Source organism: Variovorax sp. Soil_C_26, assembly GCF_057657075.1.
In genome coordinates this window covers 251,109-267,339 of record NZ_JBDGJC010000006.1, presented here as the reverse complement: position 1 = coordinate 267,339, position 16,231 = coordinate 251,109, and the positions used below count along the sequence as shown (strand labels likewise).

Below are 16,231 nucleotides of genomic sequence, written 5' to 3'. Positions count from 1 at the left end.
ACGCGGGGGTCCAATGACATTCGCAGCTGTCATGTCGAAGAATGTCGACTGGGACGCCGTGCAGCAGGACCTGCGCGGCCTCAACCTCGTCACCGCGCCGGCGCAACGCAAGCAGCTGTCGAAGGACTTCTACTGGTACAGCCCGATCCTCACGGCCCAGCTCGCCGGCTGCGTGGCCGACCTCGTGGTCAAGGTCGGCACCGAGGACGATGTGCGGCAGGCCGCGGCGGTGGCCGCGAAGTGGCAGCTGCCGCTCACCGTGCGCGCGGGTGGCACCGGCAACTACGGCCAGTGCGTGCCGCTCGAAGGCGGCATCGTGCTCGACGTGACCGGCATGTGCCGCGTGCTCGACATCCAGCCGGGCCGCATGCGCGTGGAGGCCGGCGCCCGCATGCACGACATCGATCTCGCGGCGCGCGAAACCGGCCAGGCGCTGCGCATGTGGCCCTCGACGTGGCACGTGGCCTCGATCGGCGGCTTCATCGCGGGCGGCTTCGGCGGCATCGGCTCGTTCCGCCACGGCATCCTGCGCGACCCCGGCAACATGCTGCACGCGCGCGTGATGACGGTGGAGCGCCAGCCGCGCGTCATCGAACTGCATGGCGACGAGATCCAGCAGGTGCAGCATGCCTTCGGCACCAACGGCGTGATCCTCGACGTGGAAGTGGCCCTGAGCCCGGCCGTCGACTGGGTGCACTGCACGGCGCTGTTCGACACCTACCGCGGCGCGCTCGACTTCGGCATCGCCGCGCAGGCGCCCACGCTCGACATCTTTTTGCTCTCGACCGTGGAGGCGCGCTTCTCGCCCTACTACACCGCCATGCGCGACCGCTTTCCGGCCGATCGGCATGCGGTGTTCACGATGGTGTCGCCCGCATCGATGGCCGAATTCCGCGCGCTCGCCGCAGCGCACGGCGGCACGATCTCCGTCGCGGGCACCGAGGCCGAGCTGCTCGCCGACGGCCTGCCGCCGGCCTACGAGTGCGCGTTCAACCACACGACGCTGCAGGCGCTCAAGGCCGACCGCGGCTGGACCTACCTGCAGGTGGCCTATGCCCAGCCCTTCGATCCGGCCGTGGTCGAGCGCCACCTCGCGATCTTCGGCGACGACGTGCTGCAGCACCAGGATTTCGCGCGCGCCGGCGGCGAATGCGGCACCTTCGGCATCCTGCTGGTGCGCTGGAAGGGCGAAGCCCACCAGTACGAGGTGATCCGCGAGATCGAATCGCAGGGCGGCTGCAAGATCTTCAATCCGCACGTGGTCACCATCGAGGACGGCGGCATGAAGGCCATCGACACGCAGCAGATCGAGTTCAAGAAGCGCAGCGATCCCATGGGGCTGATGAACCCCGGCAAGACCCGCGGCTGGATCACATGAGCACACCCCCAGTCTTCGCGCACTTCGTGTCGCTTCGCCAACCCCCTCGCCGGGGGCAACCCCAGCGGCCCGGCAAAGCCGGTTCCGCGGGGTTCCCGCTTTTCGTCCGTCAACTCAAGGAGTCCACTCCCATGCGAATTTCCGCTCCCCGCCTCCGCCCGCTGGCCCTCGGCCTCGCGCTCATCGGTGCCGCCTTCGCCGCGCAGGCGCAGGAAAAGGTGGTGTTCGCCACCAACTGGAAGGCGCAGGCCGGCCACGGCGGCTTCTACCAGGCGCTGGTGGACGGCACCTACAAGAAGTACGGCCTCGACGTCGAGATCCAGCAGGGCGGCCCGATGGTCAACAACCGGCCGATGCTGCCGGCCGGCAAGGTCGACTTCCTCATGACGGGCAACCTGCTGCAGTCCTTCGACAACGTGAAGAACGGCGTGCCCACGGTGGTGGTGGCGGCCTTCTTCCAGAAAGACCCGCAGGCCATGTTCGCGCACCCGGGGCAGGGCTTCGACACCTTCAAGGACATGGCCAAGGCGCCCGTGGCCTTCATCGGCAAGGATGGCCAGTTCAGCTTCTGGCAATGGATGAAGTCGGAGCACGGCTTCAAGGATGCGCAGCTCAAGCCCTACACCTTCAACGTCGGCCCGTTCCTGGCCGACAAGAAGTCGATCCAGCAGGGCTATGCGATCTCCGAGCCGCTATCGATCAAGGCGCAGGCCGGCTTCGACCCGGTGGTGCAGCTCCTGGCCGACAACGGCTTCTCGACCTATGCGACCACGATCGAAACGCGTGCCGACCTCATCAAGAACAAGCCCGAGACCGTGCGCAAGTTCATCGAGGCGTCGATCATCGGCTGGAACAACTACCTCTACGGCGACAACAAGGCCGCCAACGCGCTGATCGCCAAGACCAACCCCGATTCGCCGGTGCCCGCGCTCGAAGGCTCGATCGCGCTGATCAAGAAGATGGGCATCGTCGACAGCGGCGAGTCGCTCACCAAGGGCATCGGCGCCATGGACGAGGCCCGCGTGAAGGACTTCTACGACAAGATGGTCAAGGCCGGCCTCTACAAGCCCGGTGAAGTCGATCTCTCGAAGGTCGTGACGACGCAGTTCGTCAACAAGAGCGTGGGCGTGGACCTGCGCAAGCAGCTCACGGGCAAGTAAGCGCCGCCGTCACTTTTTCCGCGGGCCGCGCGGTGCTTGCGCCGGGGTCAGATGCCGGCGCCTGGGTTGCCATAAGGCACGGCGCGGCCCTTGTTTCCTGGGCTCTGACCCCGTATCGCCAGCAAACGCTGTGCGAACCGGCCCTTCTCATGAAAACGCTCGTCGTTCATTGCCATCCGAATCCTGACAGCTTCAACCAGGCGCTCTACCGCACCGCCCTCGCGGCGCTCGAACCCCGGCACCCGGTGCGCGCGATCGACCTCTATGCCGAGGGGTTCGACCCGACGCTCACGCGCGAAGAGCGCATCGCCTACCTCGACAACCCCGACCTGATCCGCGAACGCGTGAAGCCCCACGTCGAGGCGTTGCTGTGGGCCGAGCACCTGGTGTTCGTCTATCCCACCTGGTTCCATGGACCGCCTTCGATGCTCAAGGGCTGGCTCGAGCGGGTGTGGCTGCCCGGCGTGGCCTTCCTTCCGGCCGAGCGCAAGGGCCAGGTCGTGTCGTCGGGCCTGCGGCACATCCGACGGCTCACGGTGGTGACGACGGGCGGCTCGCCGCGCTGGTTCGTGATGCTGATCGGCGATCCGGGCCGGCGGCTGTTCACGCGGGCGCTGCGGGCGCTGTTCGCATGGCGCTGCAAGGTCACATGGCTGCAGCTGCACGACATGAACGCCGTCACCGAACACGACCGCACGCACTTCATCGAACGCGTTGCGCGCAAGCTGCAACGCATCTGACACCCACACCATCATGAGCCTCGAACGCACCCTCACCGTCCGCGTCGAACGCATCACGCGACAGACGCCCGAGATCCTCGCCTTCGCGCTGGCGCATCCCTGGGGCCGGCCGCTGCCGGACTACGAGGCCGGCGCGCACATCGACGTGCACATGCCCGGCGGCTTCTCGCGCCAGTACTCGCTCGCGCGTGCGCCATCGGGCGCCGCCGCGCCGTACCTGATCGGCGTGAAGCGCGAGGCCCAGAGCCGCGGCGGCTCGGCCTCGATGCACGAGCGGGTGCGCGAAGGCGACCTGCTCGCGATCAGTGCGCCGCGCAACACCTTTCCGCTGCGCGAAGCGGCCTTGCACCACCTGCTGCTCGCGGGCGGCATCGGCCTGACCCCGCTGCTCGCGATGGCCCAGGCGCTCGCGGCGCGCGGCGCGCCGTTCACGCTCTGCGTGTTCGCGCGCAGCGAGGAACACCTGGCCTTTGCCGAAGCGCTGCGCGCGCCCGCGCTCGCGCCGCACCTGCGGTTGCACCTCGACCAGGGCGACGCAGCGCAGCGCATCGACCTGCGCGCGCTGCTCGCCGAGCGGGCGCCGGGTGCGCAGCTCTACGTCTGCGGCCCCGGCGGTTTCATGCAGGCGGTGCGCGAGGCGGCCGCGCACTGGCCCGAGGACGCGCTGCATGCCGAGTACTTCGCCGCGCCGGCCGACGCCGGCGCCGCCACGGGCCTGCCCTTCACGCTGAAGCTCGCGCGGCGCGGCATCACCGTGCCGGTGGCGGCCGACCAGACCGCCGTCGATGCGCTGCACGACGTGGGCATCGACATTCCGGTCTCGTGCCAGCAGGGCCTGTGCGGCACCTGCGTGGTGGAAGGCGACGGCACGGCGGCCGAACACCGCGACTTCTGTCTCACGGCCAGCGAGCGCCGCCACAAAGTGGCGCTGTGCTGCTCGCGCGCGAGCGGCACCGAACTGGAATTGCAGCTGTGAGCGAAAGCGGCGACGCGGAAGTCCCCGCCACGCGCGGCCGTTCGCGCAAGTACACGCAGGTGCTCGGCCTCATCAACCAGGCCGCGATCGAGGTCTTCGCGAGCGAAGGGCTCGCGGGCGCCTCGACACAGGCCATTGCCGACAAGGCGGGCCTCTCGAAGGCGCAGCTGCACTACTACATCGAGAGCAAGGAAGCGCTCTACCGGCAGATCCTGCAGGACATCCTCAACGACTGGATCGTGGTGTTCGGCTTTGCCGACGAGGCCTTCGGCCCACGCAAGGTGCTCGGCGACCTGATCCAGCGCAAGATGGTGTTCTCGTTCGAGCATCCGCTGCGCTCGCGCATCTTCACGGCCGAGATGATGCGCGGCGCGCCGGTGCTCGGCGGCATGATGGACACGAGCAAGCAGCGCACCGACCAGGCCGCCGCCGTGATCCGCAACTGGATGAACCAGGGGCTGATGGACGAGGCCGACCCGATGTTGGTGCTGTTCCACATCTGGGCCGTGACCCAGTTCTACGCCGACCACGCCACGCAGGCTGCGTACTTCCGCGACACGGCGCAGCAGGGCGATGACAAGGATCGGCGCTACCTGATCGAGCAGGTGACCGACTTCCTGCTGAAGGGCGCCGGCGTCAGGTGATGCGCTGCTGCGACTGGGGCAAATACATGGTGGCTTCCACCTCGACCAGCACCTCGTCGCCCGGCAGGAAGCGCGACACCTCGACCACCGTGCTGACCGGCGGATCGCCCGGATAGAACAGCCCGCGCACGCGGTTGTAGAACGCGTAGTGCGGCAGGTGGCGGAAGTACTGCACCAGCTTGACCACATCTTCCATCGTGCCGCCATGCTCGGCCGCGATCTCGCGGATGCGTTCGAGCACGAACCAGCTCTGCGCCACGATCGGCGCCTCGAAGATGTCGACCGACATCTGGCCCGTGGCATAGCCCAGGCCCTGCAGCGCGGTGCGGCCCTCGTCGGGCAGCGCGTCGTAGCCGGCCACCGCGCGGCGCGTGGCCGGGTCGACCGCCACCACGCCGCTCAGGAACACGAAATCGCCGACGCGCTTGGCGGCGGCATAGTTGGCCATCGGTTTGCCCATGCTCATGGTGTCGTCTCCAGAATGCGACCGGCGCGAATCACGGTGCGCTCGCGCCCACGCGGTCCGATGAGTTCATGCTCGCCCACGGCCGCGAGCAGCACGAGGTCGGCCGGGCAACCCGGCGCGATGCGCCCGTCCCAGGCCAGCCCGAGGGCCCTGGCCGGCGCGACGGTGATCGCGTCGAGCCAGTCTTCGGCAGGCGCGAGGTGCGCCATCTGCACGCCGAGGCCGAAGGTTTCGAGAAGGTCGTAGCTGCCATAGGGATAGAAGGCGTCCTGCACGTTGTCGGTGGCCAGGCTCGCACGCAAGCCCCGTGCCGCCGCTTCGCGCAGGCGCGTGATGCCGCGCGGCACCGGCGTGCGGTCCCAGGCGCCCTGCAGGTAGAGGTTGGTGGTCGGCAGCGCGACGATGTGGAGCCCGGCGCCGGCGCACAGTGCGAGCGTCTCCTGCGCCACGGCATCGTCCTGCACCGACAGCGAGCAGCAGTGGCCGCAGACCACGCCGCCGCCGAAGCCGCGCGCGCGCACCAGCTGCGCGATGCTGCGCAGCCCGCTCGCATCGGCGTCGAGCCCTTCGTCGACATGGAAGTCGAGCCCCAGCCCGTGCTCCTGCGCCAGATCGAACACGCGGCCCAGCTTGTGCACCAGCCCTTCATTGCGGTAGACGAAGGCGCCGAGCGTGCCGCCCGCGCGCTTCACCTGCCGGGCGATGCGCTCGCCCGCGTCGGGGTCGGCAAACACGTCGAGCGGCGTGAGCGAGACGAACTGCAGCGCGACGCGGCCGTGCCATTCGGCGCGCAGCGCCTCGAACACCGCGAGCGCGGCCGGCGCGTCGGCCTCGACCCAGTCGATGTGCGTGCGCAGCGCCCGCACGCCCGAACGCCAGGCCTCGTGCAGCGCACGTTCCATGCGCGGGCGCAGCGTCTCGCCGGTCCAGCCTGCGCGGTGGCGGTCCATGCGCGCGATGGCGGCGAACAGGTCGCCCTCGGCCGCGCCGACTTCCTGCACGGTGTAGTTCTTGTCGATGTGCGCATGCGCCTCGACCAGCGCGCTCAGCAGCGTGCCGCGCGCGCCGGCCGGGGCCTGCGAAGCGCTCGCGTCGATGGCCTGCACGCGGTCGCCCGCGAGCGTCACGTCGAAGAGCTGCACATCCTGATGCGCGTCGAAGCCGCGCAGCCGCGGCGGGATGCGCAACGATTCGAGCTTCATGCGCGCTGTTGCCAGGCGCGCAGCCAGCCGAGCCCGGCCGAGGTGCCGCCGGGTTCGGCGCCGCGCTTCGGCCGGTACTCGCAGCCGACCCAGCCCTGCCAGCCGCATTCCGCCGCGACGGTGTCGATCAGCTCGAACAGATAGGGGTAGTTCTGCTCGCCGATGTCGGGCTCGTGGCGCTCGGGCACGCCGGCGATCTGGATGTGGCCCACGCGGCCCGTGGGCAGGTACTTGCGGATCTTCATCGCCACGTCGCCCTCGACGATCTGGCAGTGGTACAGATCCATCTGCACCTGGAGGTTGGGCGCGCCCACCATGTCGACGATCTCATGTGCATGGTCCTGGCGGTTCAGGAAGAAGCGCGGGATGTCGCGCGTGTTGATCGGCTCGATCAGCACGTCGCGCCCGGCCTTGGCGGCCTCGGCCGCGGCCCAGCGCAGGTTGTCCACGTACACCGGCTGCACGGCCTCGCGCTCGAGGTCTTCGGGCACGAGGCCCGCCATCACGTGGATGCGCGGGCAGTCGAGCGCCACCGCGTAGTCGATGGCCCGGGCGATGCCCTCGCGGAATTCGGCGTCGCGGCCCGGCAGGCAGGCGAGGCCGCGCTCGCCGTGGTCCCAGTCGCCGGGCGGGCCGTTGAAGAGCACCTGCGCCAGGCCGTTGTGCCGCAGGCGCGCAACGATGTCTTCCTTGGCGAAGGCGTAGGGGAACAGGTATTCGACGGCCTTGAAGCCGTCCTTCGCGGCGGCTTCGAAGCGGTCGAGGAAAGCGAGCTCCGGATAGAGCATCGAGAGGTTGGCGGCGAATTGAGGCATGGCGTGTTTTTACTACGGCCGGCTACCAGCGCGCACCGAAGCTGCGGCGCAGTTCGTCGATCTGTTCGGTACCGAGCGGCGCGGGCCGCGCGGCACCGGCGAGCAACTGGAGCCGCGCGGTCTCTTCGAGTTCTTCCAGCACGGCCATCGCGGCGGCCGGCGTGTCGTGCCACACATTGGGGCCGAGCCGCGCGAGCATCACCGCGCGGATCGGCGTGCCCGCGGCACCGAAGCGTTCGATGGCCTCGGCCACGCGCTCGGCGGCCTCGGGCGCACCGGGGCGGTGGTACGGAACGACCGGCACATGGCCGACCTTCATGACGAAATAGGGCGTCAGCGCGGGCAGCAGCTCGGCGCCCTCTTCGCCTTGGGACTTGCCGAGTGTGAGCGCCACGCAATGCGTGCTGTGCGTGTGGATCACGCAGGCCGTGCCGGCCTCGAAGCGGCGCGCCGCCGCGTAGATGCGCATGTGCAGCGCGATCGTCTTGCTGGCGCGGTCGCCGCCGGTCTGCCGGCCTTGCACATCGAGCCGAGCCAGCCTCGCCGGATCGAGGAAGCCGAGGCAGGCATCGGTCGGGGTGATGAGAAAGCCTGCATCGTCGTCGAGCCGCACGCTGATGTTGCCGGCCGTGGCATGCACGTAGCCGCGCTCGAACAGGCTGCGGCCGACGCGGCAGATTTCTTCGCGGGCGCGGGCTTCTTCCGTCATGCCAGCACCGTGAAGGCCCGGGTGAAGAAATCGTCCCCGCCGAAGTTGCCCGACTTGAGCGCGATGTGCATCGCCGCCCCGTCCGCGACGCCGGTGCGCGCATGGCACCACGGCACGCCGGGGTCGATCTGCGGGCCGATCTGCATCTGCGCGATGCCGAGCGCCTGCACGCAGGCGCCCGAGGTTTCGCCGCCAGCCACCACGAGCTGGCGCACGCCTTGTTCGACCAGCCCGCGCGCGATCGCCGCGATCGTGCGTTCGACCATCGCACCGGCCTCCTCGACGCCGAGCCGGCCCTGCACCGACTTCACGGCGCCGGCCTCGGCGGTGGAGTAGACGAGCACCGGGCCCTGGCCGACCAACGGTGCGGCCCAGGCCAGCACCTCGGCCGCCACGTCCACGCCCGCGGCGATGCGCAACGGATCGACGGCCATCGCCGCACCGCCGCGCTGGATGAAATCGAGCACCTGCCGGTTGGTCGCGAGTGAGCAGCTGCCCGAGACCACGGCGCGCCGCCCGCCCGCAGCCGGCAATGCGCTGGCCTGCGAGGATGGCGCGAGGCCGAAGTTGGCCGGCAGCCCGATCGCCACGCCCGAACCGGCGGTGACCAGCGGCATCTTCGCGAGCGCGGGGCCGAGCCGCAGCAGGTCGTCGTTCGAGACCGCATCGACGATGGCGATCGAGACGCCTTCGCCCTTGAGCTGCACAATGCGTTCCGTGATGGCGTTTGCACCGCGCGCCACCACCGCATGGTCGATGAGCCCCACCTTGCGCGTGCACTGCGCCTGCAGCACGCGCACCAGGTTCGCATCGGTCATCGGCGTGAGCGGATGGTTCTGCATGCCGCTCTCGCTGAGCAGCACGTCGCCCGCGAACAGGTAGCCCTTGAACACCGTGCGCTTGTTGTCGGGAAAGGCCGGCGTGGCGATGGTGAAGTCGCAGCTCAGCGCGTCCATCAGCGCCTCGGTCACCGGGCCGATGTTGCCTTTGGGCGTGCTGTCGAAGGTGGAGCAGTACTTGAAGTAGATCTGCCGCGCACCCTGCGCCTGCAGCCAGCGCAGCGCCTCGAGCGACTGCGCCACGGCCTCGGCCGGCGCGATGGTGCGCGACTTGAGCGCGACCACCACCGCATCGACCTCGGCGTCCAATGGACCGGACGGCACGCCGATGGCCTGCACCACGCGCATGCCCGCGCGCACGAGGTTGTTGGCCAGGTCGGTGGCGCCGGTGAAGTCGTCGGCGATGCAGCCGAGCAGCAGCTTGGCAGCCATCGCTCAGCCCTTCACCGCGAGCTTGACCGCCTGCGCGTTCTCGCGCACGTAGTCGCGCAGGATGGCGTCGAAGCTCGCGTCGGCTTTCAGGCCCAGCGCCTCGGCGCGCGCCGCATGCACGCGGCTCGGCCAGCTGGTGACGATCTTCGCGATGGCCGCGTCGGGTTCCCAGTCGATCAGCGCGGTCGCTTCCTTGCCCGCGATGCGTTCGAGCGCCGCGGCCATCTCGCGCACCGTGGTGGTCAGCGCCGGCAGGTTGACCGCCGTGCGCGCGCCCCATTCGGCGGCGCTGGCCGTGGCGGCGCGCACGAGGCCCGCGACCGTGTTGCCGGGCGATGCGAGCGCCACCGCGGTCTCGGGCGGCACCGGGCAGCGCGCGCGCTCGCCCGCGAGCGGCTCGCGCAGCATGCCGCTCAGGAAGCTGGAGGCCGCGCCGTTGGGCCGGCCTGGCCGCACCGACACCGTCATGAGCCGCACATTGCGGCCCTGCACGAAGCCCTTGCGCGCGAAGTCGGCCACCAGCTGCTCGCCGATGAACTTCTGGATGCCGTAGCTGTTCTGCGGCGTGGGCAGCGTCGTGTCCTCGATCACCGCGGGCAGCCGCTGCTCGGGCGAATCGCCGAACACCGCGACCGAGCTGGAGAAGACGAACACTGGCGCGTGGCCCGCGCGGCGGCAGGCGTCGAGCAGCACGCGCGTGGTGTCGAGGTTGCTGCGCATGCCGAGGTCGAAGTCGGCCTCGCATTCGCCGCTCACCGCGGCGGCCAGGTGGTACACGAGCTGCGTGTCGGCGATCGGCAGCGCGCCGCTTTCGGCCTGCTCGAGCAGGTCGCCCTGCAGGAACTGCACGCGCGCGTCGGCCGCCAGGTCGGCCGGCGGCGGCACGCGGTCGGCCAGGGTGATGCGGGCGATCGGCTGCGCCGCGCCGCCGGCCAGCGCGAGCGGGCCGCCGGCGAGCAGCGTGCGGGCGAGGCGGGCGCCGACAAAGCCGCAGCCGCCGGTGATGAGGATGTTCATGTCGTCGATGTCCTGCAGGTTCGTTGTGTGTGTGTTGGGTGGTTCAGTCGCCGGACTTCTTCTTCGTGCCCGGCAGCTGGATGCCCGGAAAGATCTTGATGACCGCGCTGTCGTCCTCGCGTGCAAAGCCCGCGGTCGACGCCTGCATGAACATCTGGTGCGCGGTGGACGACAACGGCAGCGGAAACTTGCTCGCGCGCGCCACGTCGAGCACCAGGCCCAGGTCCTTCACGAAGATGTCGACGGCCGACAGCGGCGTGTAGTCGCCCGCGAGCACGTGCGCCATGCGATTCTCGAACATCCAGCTGTTGCCGGCGCTGTGCGTGATGACCTCGTAGAGCGCGGCGGGGTCGACACCCTCGCGCAGGCCCAGCGCCATGGCCTCGGCCGCCGCGGCGATGTGCACGCCCGCCAGCAGCTGGTTGATGACCTTGACCTTGCTGCCCGCGCCCGCGCGGTCGCCGAGGCGGTAGACCTTGGCAGCCATCGCGTCGAGCAGCGCGCCGGCCTTGGCATAAGCCTCGGGCGTGGCGGCGGTCATCATCGTCATCTCGCCGCTCGCGGCCTTGGCCGCCCCGCCCGAGATGGGCGCGTCGATGTAGAGGATGCCGAGCGCGGCCAGCCGGGCCTCGAGTGCGATCGACCAGTTGGGGTCGACGGTGGAGCACATGACGAACACGCTGCCTGGCTTCATGGCCGCGGCCGCGCCGCCCTTGCCGTCCTCGCCGAAGAGGACCTGTTCGGTCTGCGCCGCGTTGACCACGACGCTGACGATCTGCTCGCAGCATGCCGCCAGCGCGGCCGGTGTGGCATGGGCGGTGCCGCCGTCGGCGGCGAAGGCTTCGGCCACGCCGGGGCTCGCATCGCACACATGGACGTGGTAGCCGGTGCGCCGCAGCGAGGCGGCCATTCCGGCGCCCATGGCGCCGAGGCCTATGACGCCGGCTTGCGGTGAATTCATTGAATGCTCTTTCCTGATGCTCTGTAAATGTTGTTGTTCTCCCTGACATTGCGACCGGGCGGGGCTTACCCGCGGATCAACTGCACCTCTTCGCCGGGCACCGGCGTGTAGCTGCCGCCGCCGCGCTTTTCGATGGCCTCGTAGCCGCCGTGCTTCTCGATGAGCTCGGCCTGCGCGGCCTTGGCTCGGCGATCGGTGGCCTCGGGGTCGAGGCGCCGATGGAGCTCTTGCGACAACGCCGCCAGAACGCCGGCGCAGGCCGGGTCGGCGGCCCGGTCCACGAGCTCTTCGGGGTCCTCGCGCAGGTTGAAAAGCTCGGGGCGAAAGCCGGTGTAGTGAATGTACTTCCAGTCGCCCTTGCGGATCATGTAGCAGGCGCTGATCGAGCCGGCCGCATGGTATTCGCTCAGCACCACCTGCTCGCGCGCCTCGGCCTCGGACTCGCGCATGGCCGCGAACAGCGAGCGGCCCGGATGGTCCGCTGGCGCGTGGCTTTCGGGCGGCACGCCGGCGGCTTCCAGGATCGTGGGCCAGAAGTCGACGTGCGAGACCGGCGCGTCGCACTGCTTTCCCGCCCCGATGCCCGGCCCCGCCGCGATCATCGGAATGCCTGCCGATTCCTCGTACATGTTCGACTTGCCCCAGAGCCCGCGCGCGCCCATGTTGTCGCCGTGGTCCGACAGGAAGATCACGCGTGTGTTGTGCTCGAGGCCGGCCGCCGCGAGGGTGTCGAGCACCCGGCCGATCTGGGCGTCGATGTAGCTGCACAGCGCGTAGTACGAGGCAATGGCGATGCGGCGCTGATGGTCGTCGCGGAAGCTGGCGTCGAAGATGTAGCACCGGTTGAGCGCATCCCACCATGGATGCTCGAAGCCCTCGGGCCGCTTCTTGGGCAGCACGATCGATTCCGGCGGGTACATGTCGTAGTACGCCTGCGGCGCGACCAGCGGCGAGTGCGGCGAGATGAACGAAGTGAAGAGCGTCCAGGGCTTGTCGCGCGGCCGGCAGCCTTCGGTCTGCAGCCATTGGCAGGCCTCGTCGGCGATCTGGCGGTCGTAGCCGGTGTAGGTGGTGTCGCCCGGACCGATGCGCACGGCCATGTCCTTCGACTGGTGGCGCACCGGCAACGGCTCGCGCAGCAGGCCGTGCAGGTCGCCCACGCCACCTTCGATGTGCATGGGAATGATCTGCCGGTCGAAGCCGGTGTCGGCTTCCTCGTTCGCATAGTGCAGCTTGCCGATCGACACCACTGGATGGCCGTGCGCCTGCAGCACATGGCCCCAGGCGGGAATCTTGCCCTCGTAGGCGATGGCGTTGTCCCAGTAGCCCGTCTCGTGGACATGCCGGCCGGTGGCGAACACCGCGCGCGCGGGCGTGCAGATGGGCGAGTTGGTGTAGGCGTTGGTGAAGCGCGTGCCGCGCGCGGCCAGGCGGTCCAGGTGCGGCGTCTTCACCACCGGATGCCCGTAGCAGCCGAGCATCTTCTTGTTGTGCTCGTCGTCCATGAGGATGAGCAGGTTCATCGGTTCCATCGGTGCGTCCTCGTCAGTTGACGGCAATGCCGGTGCGTTTCGCGACGCCCGCCCATTTGCTGCTGTCGGCGGCCACCAGACGTGTCAGGTCTTCCGGGCTGCCGCCCTTGGCGACCGCGCCGATCTTCAGCAGCTGCGCAACCACCTGGGGGTCTTGCAGCACGGTGCCGAGTTCCTTGTTCAGGCGGGCGACCACCGCGTCGGGCGTGCCGGCCGGCGCAAAGAGCGCGAGCCAGTTGTCGGCCTCGAAGCCTGGCAGCCCGGCCTCCATCGCGGTCGGCACGTCGGGCGCCGCCGGAAAGCGCACGGCGGTGGTGACCGCCAGCGCGCGCAGCTTTCCGCCGTTGATCTGCGCCAGCGCGGGCGGCATGCCGGCAAAGAACATGTCGACGTGGCCCGCGAGCACCGCGGTAACGCCGGCCGAGCCGCTCTTGTAGGGAATGTGCGTGATCCGGCTGTCGGTGGCGGCGGTGAACAGCTCCGACGCCAGGTGCTGCGGCCCGCCCTGTCCCGCCGAGGCGTAGTTGAGCTTGCCGGGTTGCGCCCGCGCGAGTGCACCGAGCTCTTGAAGCGTGCGCGCCTTCGAGTCGATTTTCACAACGAGGATGAGCGGCACCGAGGCGACCTGCCCCACGGGCACGAAGCTGGTCACCGGGTCGTAGCTCAGGCCGGCATAGACGCTCTTGGCAATGGCATGCGGCGAGACCGTGCCCAGCGACAGGGTGTAGCCGTCGGGCTGCGCGCGGGCGACGTAGCCTGCGGCCACGGTGCCGGTGGCGCCCGCGCGGTTCTCGACGATCACCGTCTGCCCCAGTTGCTCGCCCAGGCGCGTGCCGATGATGCGGGCGATCAGGTCGGGCGCGCCGCCGGGCTCGCTGCCCACCACGAGCGTGACCGTGCGGGTGGGATAGCCGTCGGCGTGCGCCCCAGGCGCAACGCCCGCGAGCAACGCCAGCGAGGCCACGATGCCGATGCAATGCATGGCGAGTTTTCTCTGTGTGTTCATTGAGGGTCTCCCGTTGTCGTTGTGCATGTGCGCGTCAGTCGAGCCGGATGCCGGCGAAATCGGCCACCTTCTTCCAGCGCGCGGTGTCCGCGGCCATGAAGGCCGCGGCCGCCCGCGCGTCCAGGTAGGTGGGCACCACGCCCTGGCGCAGCATCGCGGCCTGGACCCCGGGGTCCTTGGCGAGGCGTTCGAGCTGCTGCGAGAGCACCGCCAGCACCGGTGCCGGAACGCCCGCCGGCGCGGCCACGCCGAACCACGAGCCCACGTCGAAGTCGGCCAGGCCGGCCTCCACCATCGTCGGCACCTCGGGCAGCGCCGGGCTGCGCTGGGCAGTGGTCACGGCCAGGGCCTTCACGCGGCCGGCCTGGATCTGGCCGATGGCCGACGGCAGGTTGTCGAACATCATGTCGACCTCGCCTGCAATCAGGCCGGTGATCGCCGCCGCCGCGCCGCGGTACGGAATGTGCGCAACGAAGGTGCCGGTGCTGTTCTTGTAGAGCTCCGCGCTCAGGTGCAGCGAGGTGCCGTTGCCGTTCGAGGCGTAGTTGAGCTTGCCGGGCTGCGCCTTGGCGCGCGCGGTGAGCTCGGCCACCGAGCCGATGCCCGAGGCCGGATTGACCATCAGCACGTTCGGCACCCGGCCGAGCACCGCGATCGGAACGATCTGCGAGGGCTTGTACGGCAGCGAGCGGTAGAGCGCCGGGCTGATGGTCAGCGGCGGCGAAGCCATGAGCAGCGTGTAGCCGTCGGGCGTGGCGCGCGCGCCCTCGGTCGCACCGATGTTGCCGCCCGCACCGGGCTTGTTGTCGATCACCACCGGCTGGCCCAGCGCCTGGGCAAGGCGCGGCGACAGCAGCCGGGCCATGTTGTCGATCAGTCCGCCAGGCGGGAAGGGCACCACGAGCCGGATGGGCCGGGCCGGCCAGGCCGGCTGCGCGTGCAGCGGCCATGCGGCATGGGCGAGGACGACACCGGCGGCGCCGGCGATGAAGGTTCTGCGGGTCATGGATGCCTTTTTTCGATGGAGGACGCGCCTGCGGCGCGCAGCAGAAAACCGGTGACGGCCTCGGGCTGGGTCAGCATGAGCAAATGCCCGCCCGGGATGCGCTCGACAGGCCAGCCGGCGGCCTCGGCCCGCGCCACATGCTGCGCGTAGGGCTGGCCCGCGCGATCGCTGGCGAGCAGATAGCTGCAGGGAACGCGCATGGCGTCGGGCTGCGCCGCACGCACGGGCTCGGCAAAGGTGCGCAGCGGCTGGTCGCTGAGCCGGCGCGCGACCTCGTCTCGCATCCCGGCATCCTGCAGGCCGAATTGCGCCGGGTCCGGCGGCGGTATGCGCCACCCGTCGCCGCGTTCCGCGGCCAGCCGTCGGTAGCGTTCCGCCGCTTCGGGCAGCACCATGTCGAGCATGGCGCGCCCGGGCTGCGGAACGACGGCCTCGATCCATGCGATGTGCGCCAACCGGGGGCGCAGCCGCTCGTGCAGCGCAGGACCGAGCAGCCCGGCATAGGAATGCAGCGCGAGCACCACGTTGCGCAGGTCGAGCGCCTCGACGAGATCGGCGATGTCGTCCACATGGTCGTCGGCGCTGAGGACCGGGCTCAACTCCCCCGACCGGTGCGCCAGTCCGCGCAGCGTCGGCGCATGGCATGCATGGCCCAGGGCCTGCAGGCGCTCGCACACGGCGGCCCAGCACCAGCCGCCATGCCAGGCACCGTGGACCAGGACGAAGGTCGCCTGCGTCATCGTTCGCTCACTCGGCGCGATGGGCCATGCCGTCGGGGCCGAAGCCGGCGCCCAGCGCCTTGGCTCTTTCGGCCACCGAGGCGTCCCACATCACGCGCCCCGGCGTCTTGCCGCCGAGCACCGACACCAGCAGCCCGCCGCTGACGGGATCGTCGCCGTCGAGGCTGCGGAATGCGCGATGCACGAACGGCGGCACGCTGATGGTGTCGCGCGGCCCGAGCGTGGTGGTGTGCACCTCGCCGGTGGCGCCGTCGATCCAGTCGACCTCCCAGCGGCCGGCCTGGACCACGAAGACCTCTTCGGAGTCGTGCCAGTGCATGGCGGCACCCTTGCCCTTGCCGGCGACGATGAAGTCGACGTGGAAGTTCTCGGCGGCCGCGATGCGCGGCCTGAAGTTGGGGTCGTCGGTGACGCCCGAGCCGATCACGCTGTAGAGCGTGCGCTCGTGGCCCGGCACCCAGGTGTCGACGAAGGCGCGCGGGCTCGCCGGAATCTCGCCCCAGCGGGCAATGCGCGCCTGCATCTGCGCGGGCGAGCAGGGCTGCGACGGTGCAACGTTGTCGGCCCAGGAATCGATGAGGGTTTGTCGGTCCATGAAGTGCTTTCCT

Annotated in this window: 17 protein-coding genes; 5 read left to right on the top strand and 12 right to left on the bottom strand. The window is 69.9% G+C overall.

What is annotated here, in order from left to right:
- The first annotated feature begins 13 nt into the window (after positions 1-13).
- The 5 genes from AC3A6G_RS19035 (at position 14) to AC3A6G_RS19015 (ending at position 4,898) form a co-directional block, all read left to right on the top strand.
- Complete coding sequence (locus AC3A6G_RS19035) at positions 14-1,378, top strand: FAD-binding oxidoreductase (protein WP_487874338.1); 1,365 nt, start codon at positions 14-16, stop codon at positions 1,376-1,378.
- Positions 1,379-1,509: 131 nt separating this feature from the next.
- Entirely contained in the window at positions 1,510-2,538 is a 1,029-nt protein-coding gene (locus tag AC3A6G_RS19030; protein ID WP_487874337.1) for an ABC transporter substrate-binding protein, read from the top strand.
- 149 nt (positions 2,539-2,687) lie between these two features.
- Positions 2,688-3,278, top strand: a complete 591-nt coding sequence (locus AC3A6G_RS19025) for an NAD(P)H-dependent oxidoreductase (RefSeq protein WP_487874336.1) — start codon at positions 2,688-2,690, stop codon at positions 3,276-3,278.
- 13 nt (positions 3,279-3,291) lie between these two features.
- Entirely contained in the window at positions 3,292-4,254 is a 963-nt protein-coding gene (locus AC3A6G_RS19020; RefSeq protein ID WP_487874335.1) for a PDR/VanB family oxidoreductase, read from the top strand.
- On the top strand, positions 4,251-4,898 hold the full coding sequence (locus tag AC3A6G_RS19015) for a TetR family transcriptional regulator C-terminal domain-containing protein (protein ID WP_487874334.1): 648 nt from the start codon (positions 4,251-4,253) through the stop codon (positions 4,896-4,898). The genes AC3A6G_RS19020 and AC3A6G_RS19015 overlap by 4 nt, the downstream gene beginning before the upstream one ends.
- Here the strand turns inward: AC3A6G_RS19015 and AC3A6G_RS19010 are convergent.
- The 12 genes from AC3A6G_RS19010 to AC3A6G_RS18955 all read right to left on the bottom strand — a co-directional run bounded on the left by AC3A6G_RS19010 (position 4,891) and on the right by AC3A6G_RS18955 (position 16,218).
- Positions 4,891-5,364 (bottom strand): RidA family protein, encoded by a 474-nt coding sequence (locus AC3A6G_RS19010; protein WP_487860892.1) that lies wholly within the window; start codon positions 5,362-5,364, stop codon positions 4,891-4,893. The genes AC3A6G_RS19015 and AC3A6G_RS19010 overlap by 8 nt on opposite strands.
- The gene (locus AC3A6G_RS19005; protein WP_487874333.1) at positions 5,361-6,566 is read right to left on the bottom strand and encodes an amidohydrolase family protein; all 1,206 of its coding nucleotides are present in this window, start codon (positions 6,564-6,566) and stop codon (positions 5,361-5,363) included. Before AC3A6G_RS19005 ends, AC3A6G_RS19010 begins: the two co-directional genes overlap by 4 nt.
- Positions 6,563-7,381, bottom strand: a complete 819-nt coding sequence (otnI, locus tag AC3A6G_RS19000; RefSeq protein ID WP_487860890.1) for a 2-oxo-tetronate isomerase — start codon at positions 7,379-7,381, stop codon at positions 6,563-6,565. Before otnI ends, AC3A6G_RS19005 begins: the two co-directional genes overlap by 4 nt.
- Before the next feature lie 22 nt (positions 7,382-7,403).
- Entirely contained in the window at positions 7,404-8,090 is a 687-nt protein-coding gene (locus AC3A6G_RS18995) for a class II aldolase/adducin family protein (RefSeq protein ID WP_487874332.1), read from the bottom strand.
- A complete protein-coding gene (gene otnK / locus AC3A6G_RS18990; RefSeq protein WP_487874331.1) occupies positions 8,087-9,361 on the bottom strand; it encodes a 3-oxo-tetronate kinase in 1,275 nt (424 codons plus the stop codon). Before otnK ends, AC3A6G_RS18995 begins: the two co-directional genes overlap by 4 nt.
- A gap of 3 nt (positions 9,362-9,364) precedes the next feature.
- Positions 9,365-10,378, bottom strand: coding sequence for a D-erythronate dehydrogenase (gene denD / locus AC3A6G_RS18985; protein WP_487874330.1), 1,014 nt, complete (start codon positions 10,376-10,378; stop codon positions 9,365-9,367).
- Positions 10,379-10,421: 43 nt separating this feature from the next.
- Positions 10,422-11,339: an L-threonate dehydrogenase gene (gene ltnD / locus AC3A6G_RS18980; protein WP_487874329.1), complete on the bottom strand. Its 918-nt coding sequence runs from the start codon at positions 11,337-11,339 to the stop codon at positions 10,422-10,424.
- Between the two features lie 65 nt (positions 11,340-11,404).
- Complete coding sequence (locus AC3A6G_RS18975) at positions 11,405-12,871, bottom strand: sulfatase family protein (RefSeq protein WP_487874328.1); 1,467 nt, start codon at positions 12,869-12,871, stop codon at positions 11,405-11,407.
- Positions 12,872-12,884: 13 nt separating this feature from the next.
- Positions 12,885-13,877 (bottom strand): Bug family tripartite tricarboxylate transporter substrate binding protein, encoded by a 993-nt coding sequence (locus AC3A6G_RS18970; protein ID WP_487874327.1) that lies wholly within the window; start codon positions 13,875-13,877, stop codon positions 12,885-12,887.
- A 34-nt stretch (positions 13,878-13,911) separates the two neighbouring features.
- Positions 13,912-14,883: a Bug family tripartite tricarboxylate transporter substrate binding protein gene (locus AC3A6G_RS18965; RefSeq protein WP_487874326.1), complete on the bottom strand. Its 972-nt coding sequence runs from the start codon at positions 14,881-14,883 to the stop codon at positions 13,912-13,914.
- The gene (locus tag AC3A6G_RS18960; protein WP_487874325.1) at positions 14,880-15,623 is read right to left on the bottom strand and encodes an alpha/beta fold hydrolase; all 744 of its coding nucleotides are present in this window, start codon (positions 15,621-15,623) and stop codon (positions 14,880-14,882) included. Before AC3A6G_RS18960 ends, AC3A6G_RS18965 begins: the two co-directional genes overlap by 4 nt.
- A 7-nt stretch (positions 15,624-15,630) precedes the next feature.
- A complete protein-coding gene (locus AC3A6G_RS18955) occupies positions 15,631-16,218 on the bottom strand; it encodes a cupin domain-containing protein (RefSeq protein ID WP_487860881.1) in 588 nt (195 codons plus the stop codon).
- Between the last annotated feature and the right edge of the window lie 13 nt (positions 16,219-16,231).

Excerpts from the sequence above, each read along its gene's own strand:
- AC3A6G_RS18970 (WP_487874327.1), bottom strand. The coding sequence starts at position 13,877 with ATGAACACACAGAGAAAACTCGCCATGCATTGCATCGGCATCGTGGCC.
- denD (WP_487874330.1), bottom strand. The coding sequence starts at position 10,378 with ATGAACATCCTCATCACCGGCGGCTGCGGCTTTGTCGGCGCCCGCCTC.
- AC3A6G_RS18975 (WP_487874328.1), bottom strand. The coding sequence starts at position 12,871 with ATGGAACCGATGAACCTGCTCATCCTCATGGACGACGAGCACAACAAG.
- otnK (WP_487874331.1), bottom strand. The coding sequence starts at position 9,361 with ATGGCTGCCAAGCTGCTGCTCGGCTGCATCGCCGACGACTTCACCGGC.
- AC3A6G_RS18995 (WP_487874332.1), bottom strand. The coding sequence starts at position 8,090 with ATGACGGAAGAAGCCCGCGCCCGCGAAGAAATCTGCCGCGTCGGCCGC.
- AC3A6G_RS18960 (WP_487874325.1), bottom strand. The coding sequence starts at position 15,623 with ATGACGCAGGCGACCTTCGTCCTGGTCCACGGTGCCTGGCATGGCGGC.
- AC3A6G_RS19020 (WP_487874335.1), top strand. The coding sequence starts at position 3,292 with ATGAGCCTCGAACGCACCCTCACCGTCCGCGTCGAACGCATCACGCGA.
- AC3A6G_RS19025 (WP_487874336.1), top strand. The coding sequence starts at position 2,688 with ATGAAAACGCTCGTCGTTCATTGCCATCCGAATCCTGACAGCTTCAAC.
- AC3A6G_RS19035 (WP_487874338.1), top strand. The coding sequence starts at position 14 with ATGACATTCGCAGCTGTCATGTCGAAGAATGTCGACTGGGACGCCGTG.
- AC3A6G_RS19010 (WP_487860892.1), bottom strand. The coding sequence starts at position 5,364 with ATGAGCATGGGCAAACCGATGGCCAACTATGCCGCCGCCAAGCGCGTC.
- ltnD (WP_487874329.1), bottom strand. The coding sequence starts at position 11,339 with ATGAATTCACCGCAAGCCGGCGTCATAGGCCTCGGCGCCATGGGCGCC.
- AC3A6G_RS18965 (WP_487874326.1), bottom strand. The coding sequence starts at position 14,883 with ATGACCCGCAGAACCTTCATCGCCGGCGCCGCCGGTGTCGTCCTCGCC.
- AC3A6G_RS19005 (WP_487874333.1), bottom strand. The coding sequence starts at position 6,566 with ATGAAGCTCGAATCGTTGCGCATCCCGCCGCGGCTGCGCGGCTTCGAC.
- otnI (WP_487860890.1), bottom strand. The coding sequence starts at position 7,381 with ATGCCTCAATTCGCCGCCAACCTCTCGATGCTCTATCCGGAGCTCGCT.
- AC3A6G_RS19030 (WP_487874337.1), top strand. The coding sequence starts at position 1,510 with ATGCGAATTTCCGCTCCCCGCCTCCGCCCGCTGGCCCTCGGCCTCGCG.
- AC3A6G_RS18955 (WP_487860881.1), bottom strand. The coding sequence starts at position 16,218 with ATGGACCGACAAACCCTCATCGATTCCTGGGCCGACAACGTTGCACCG.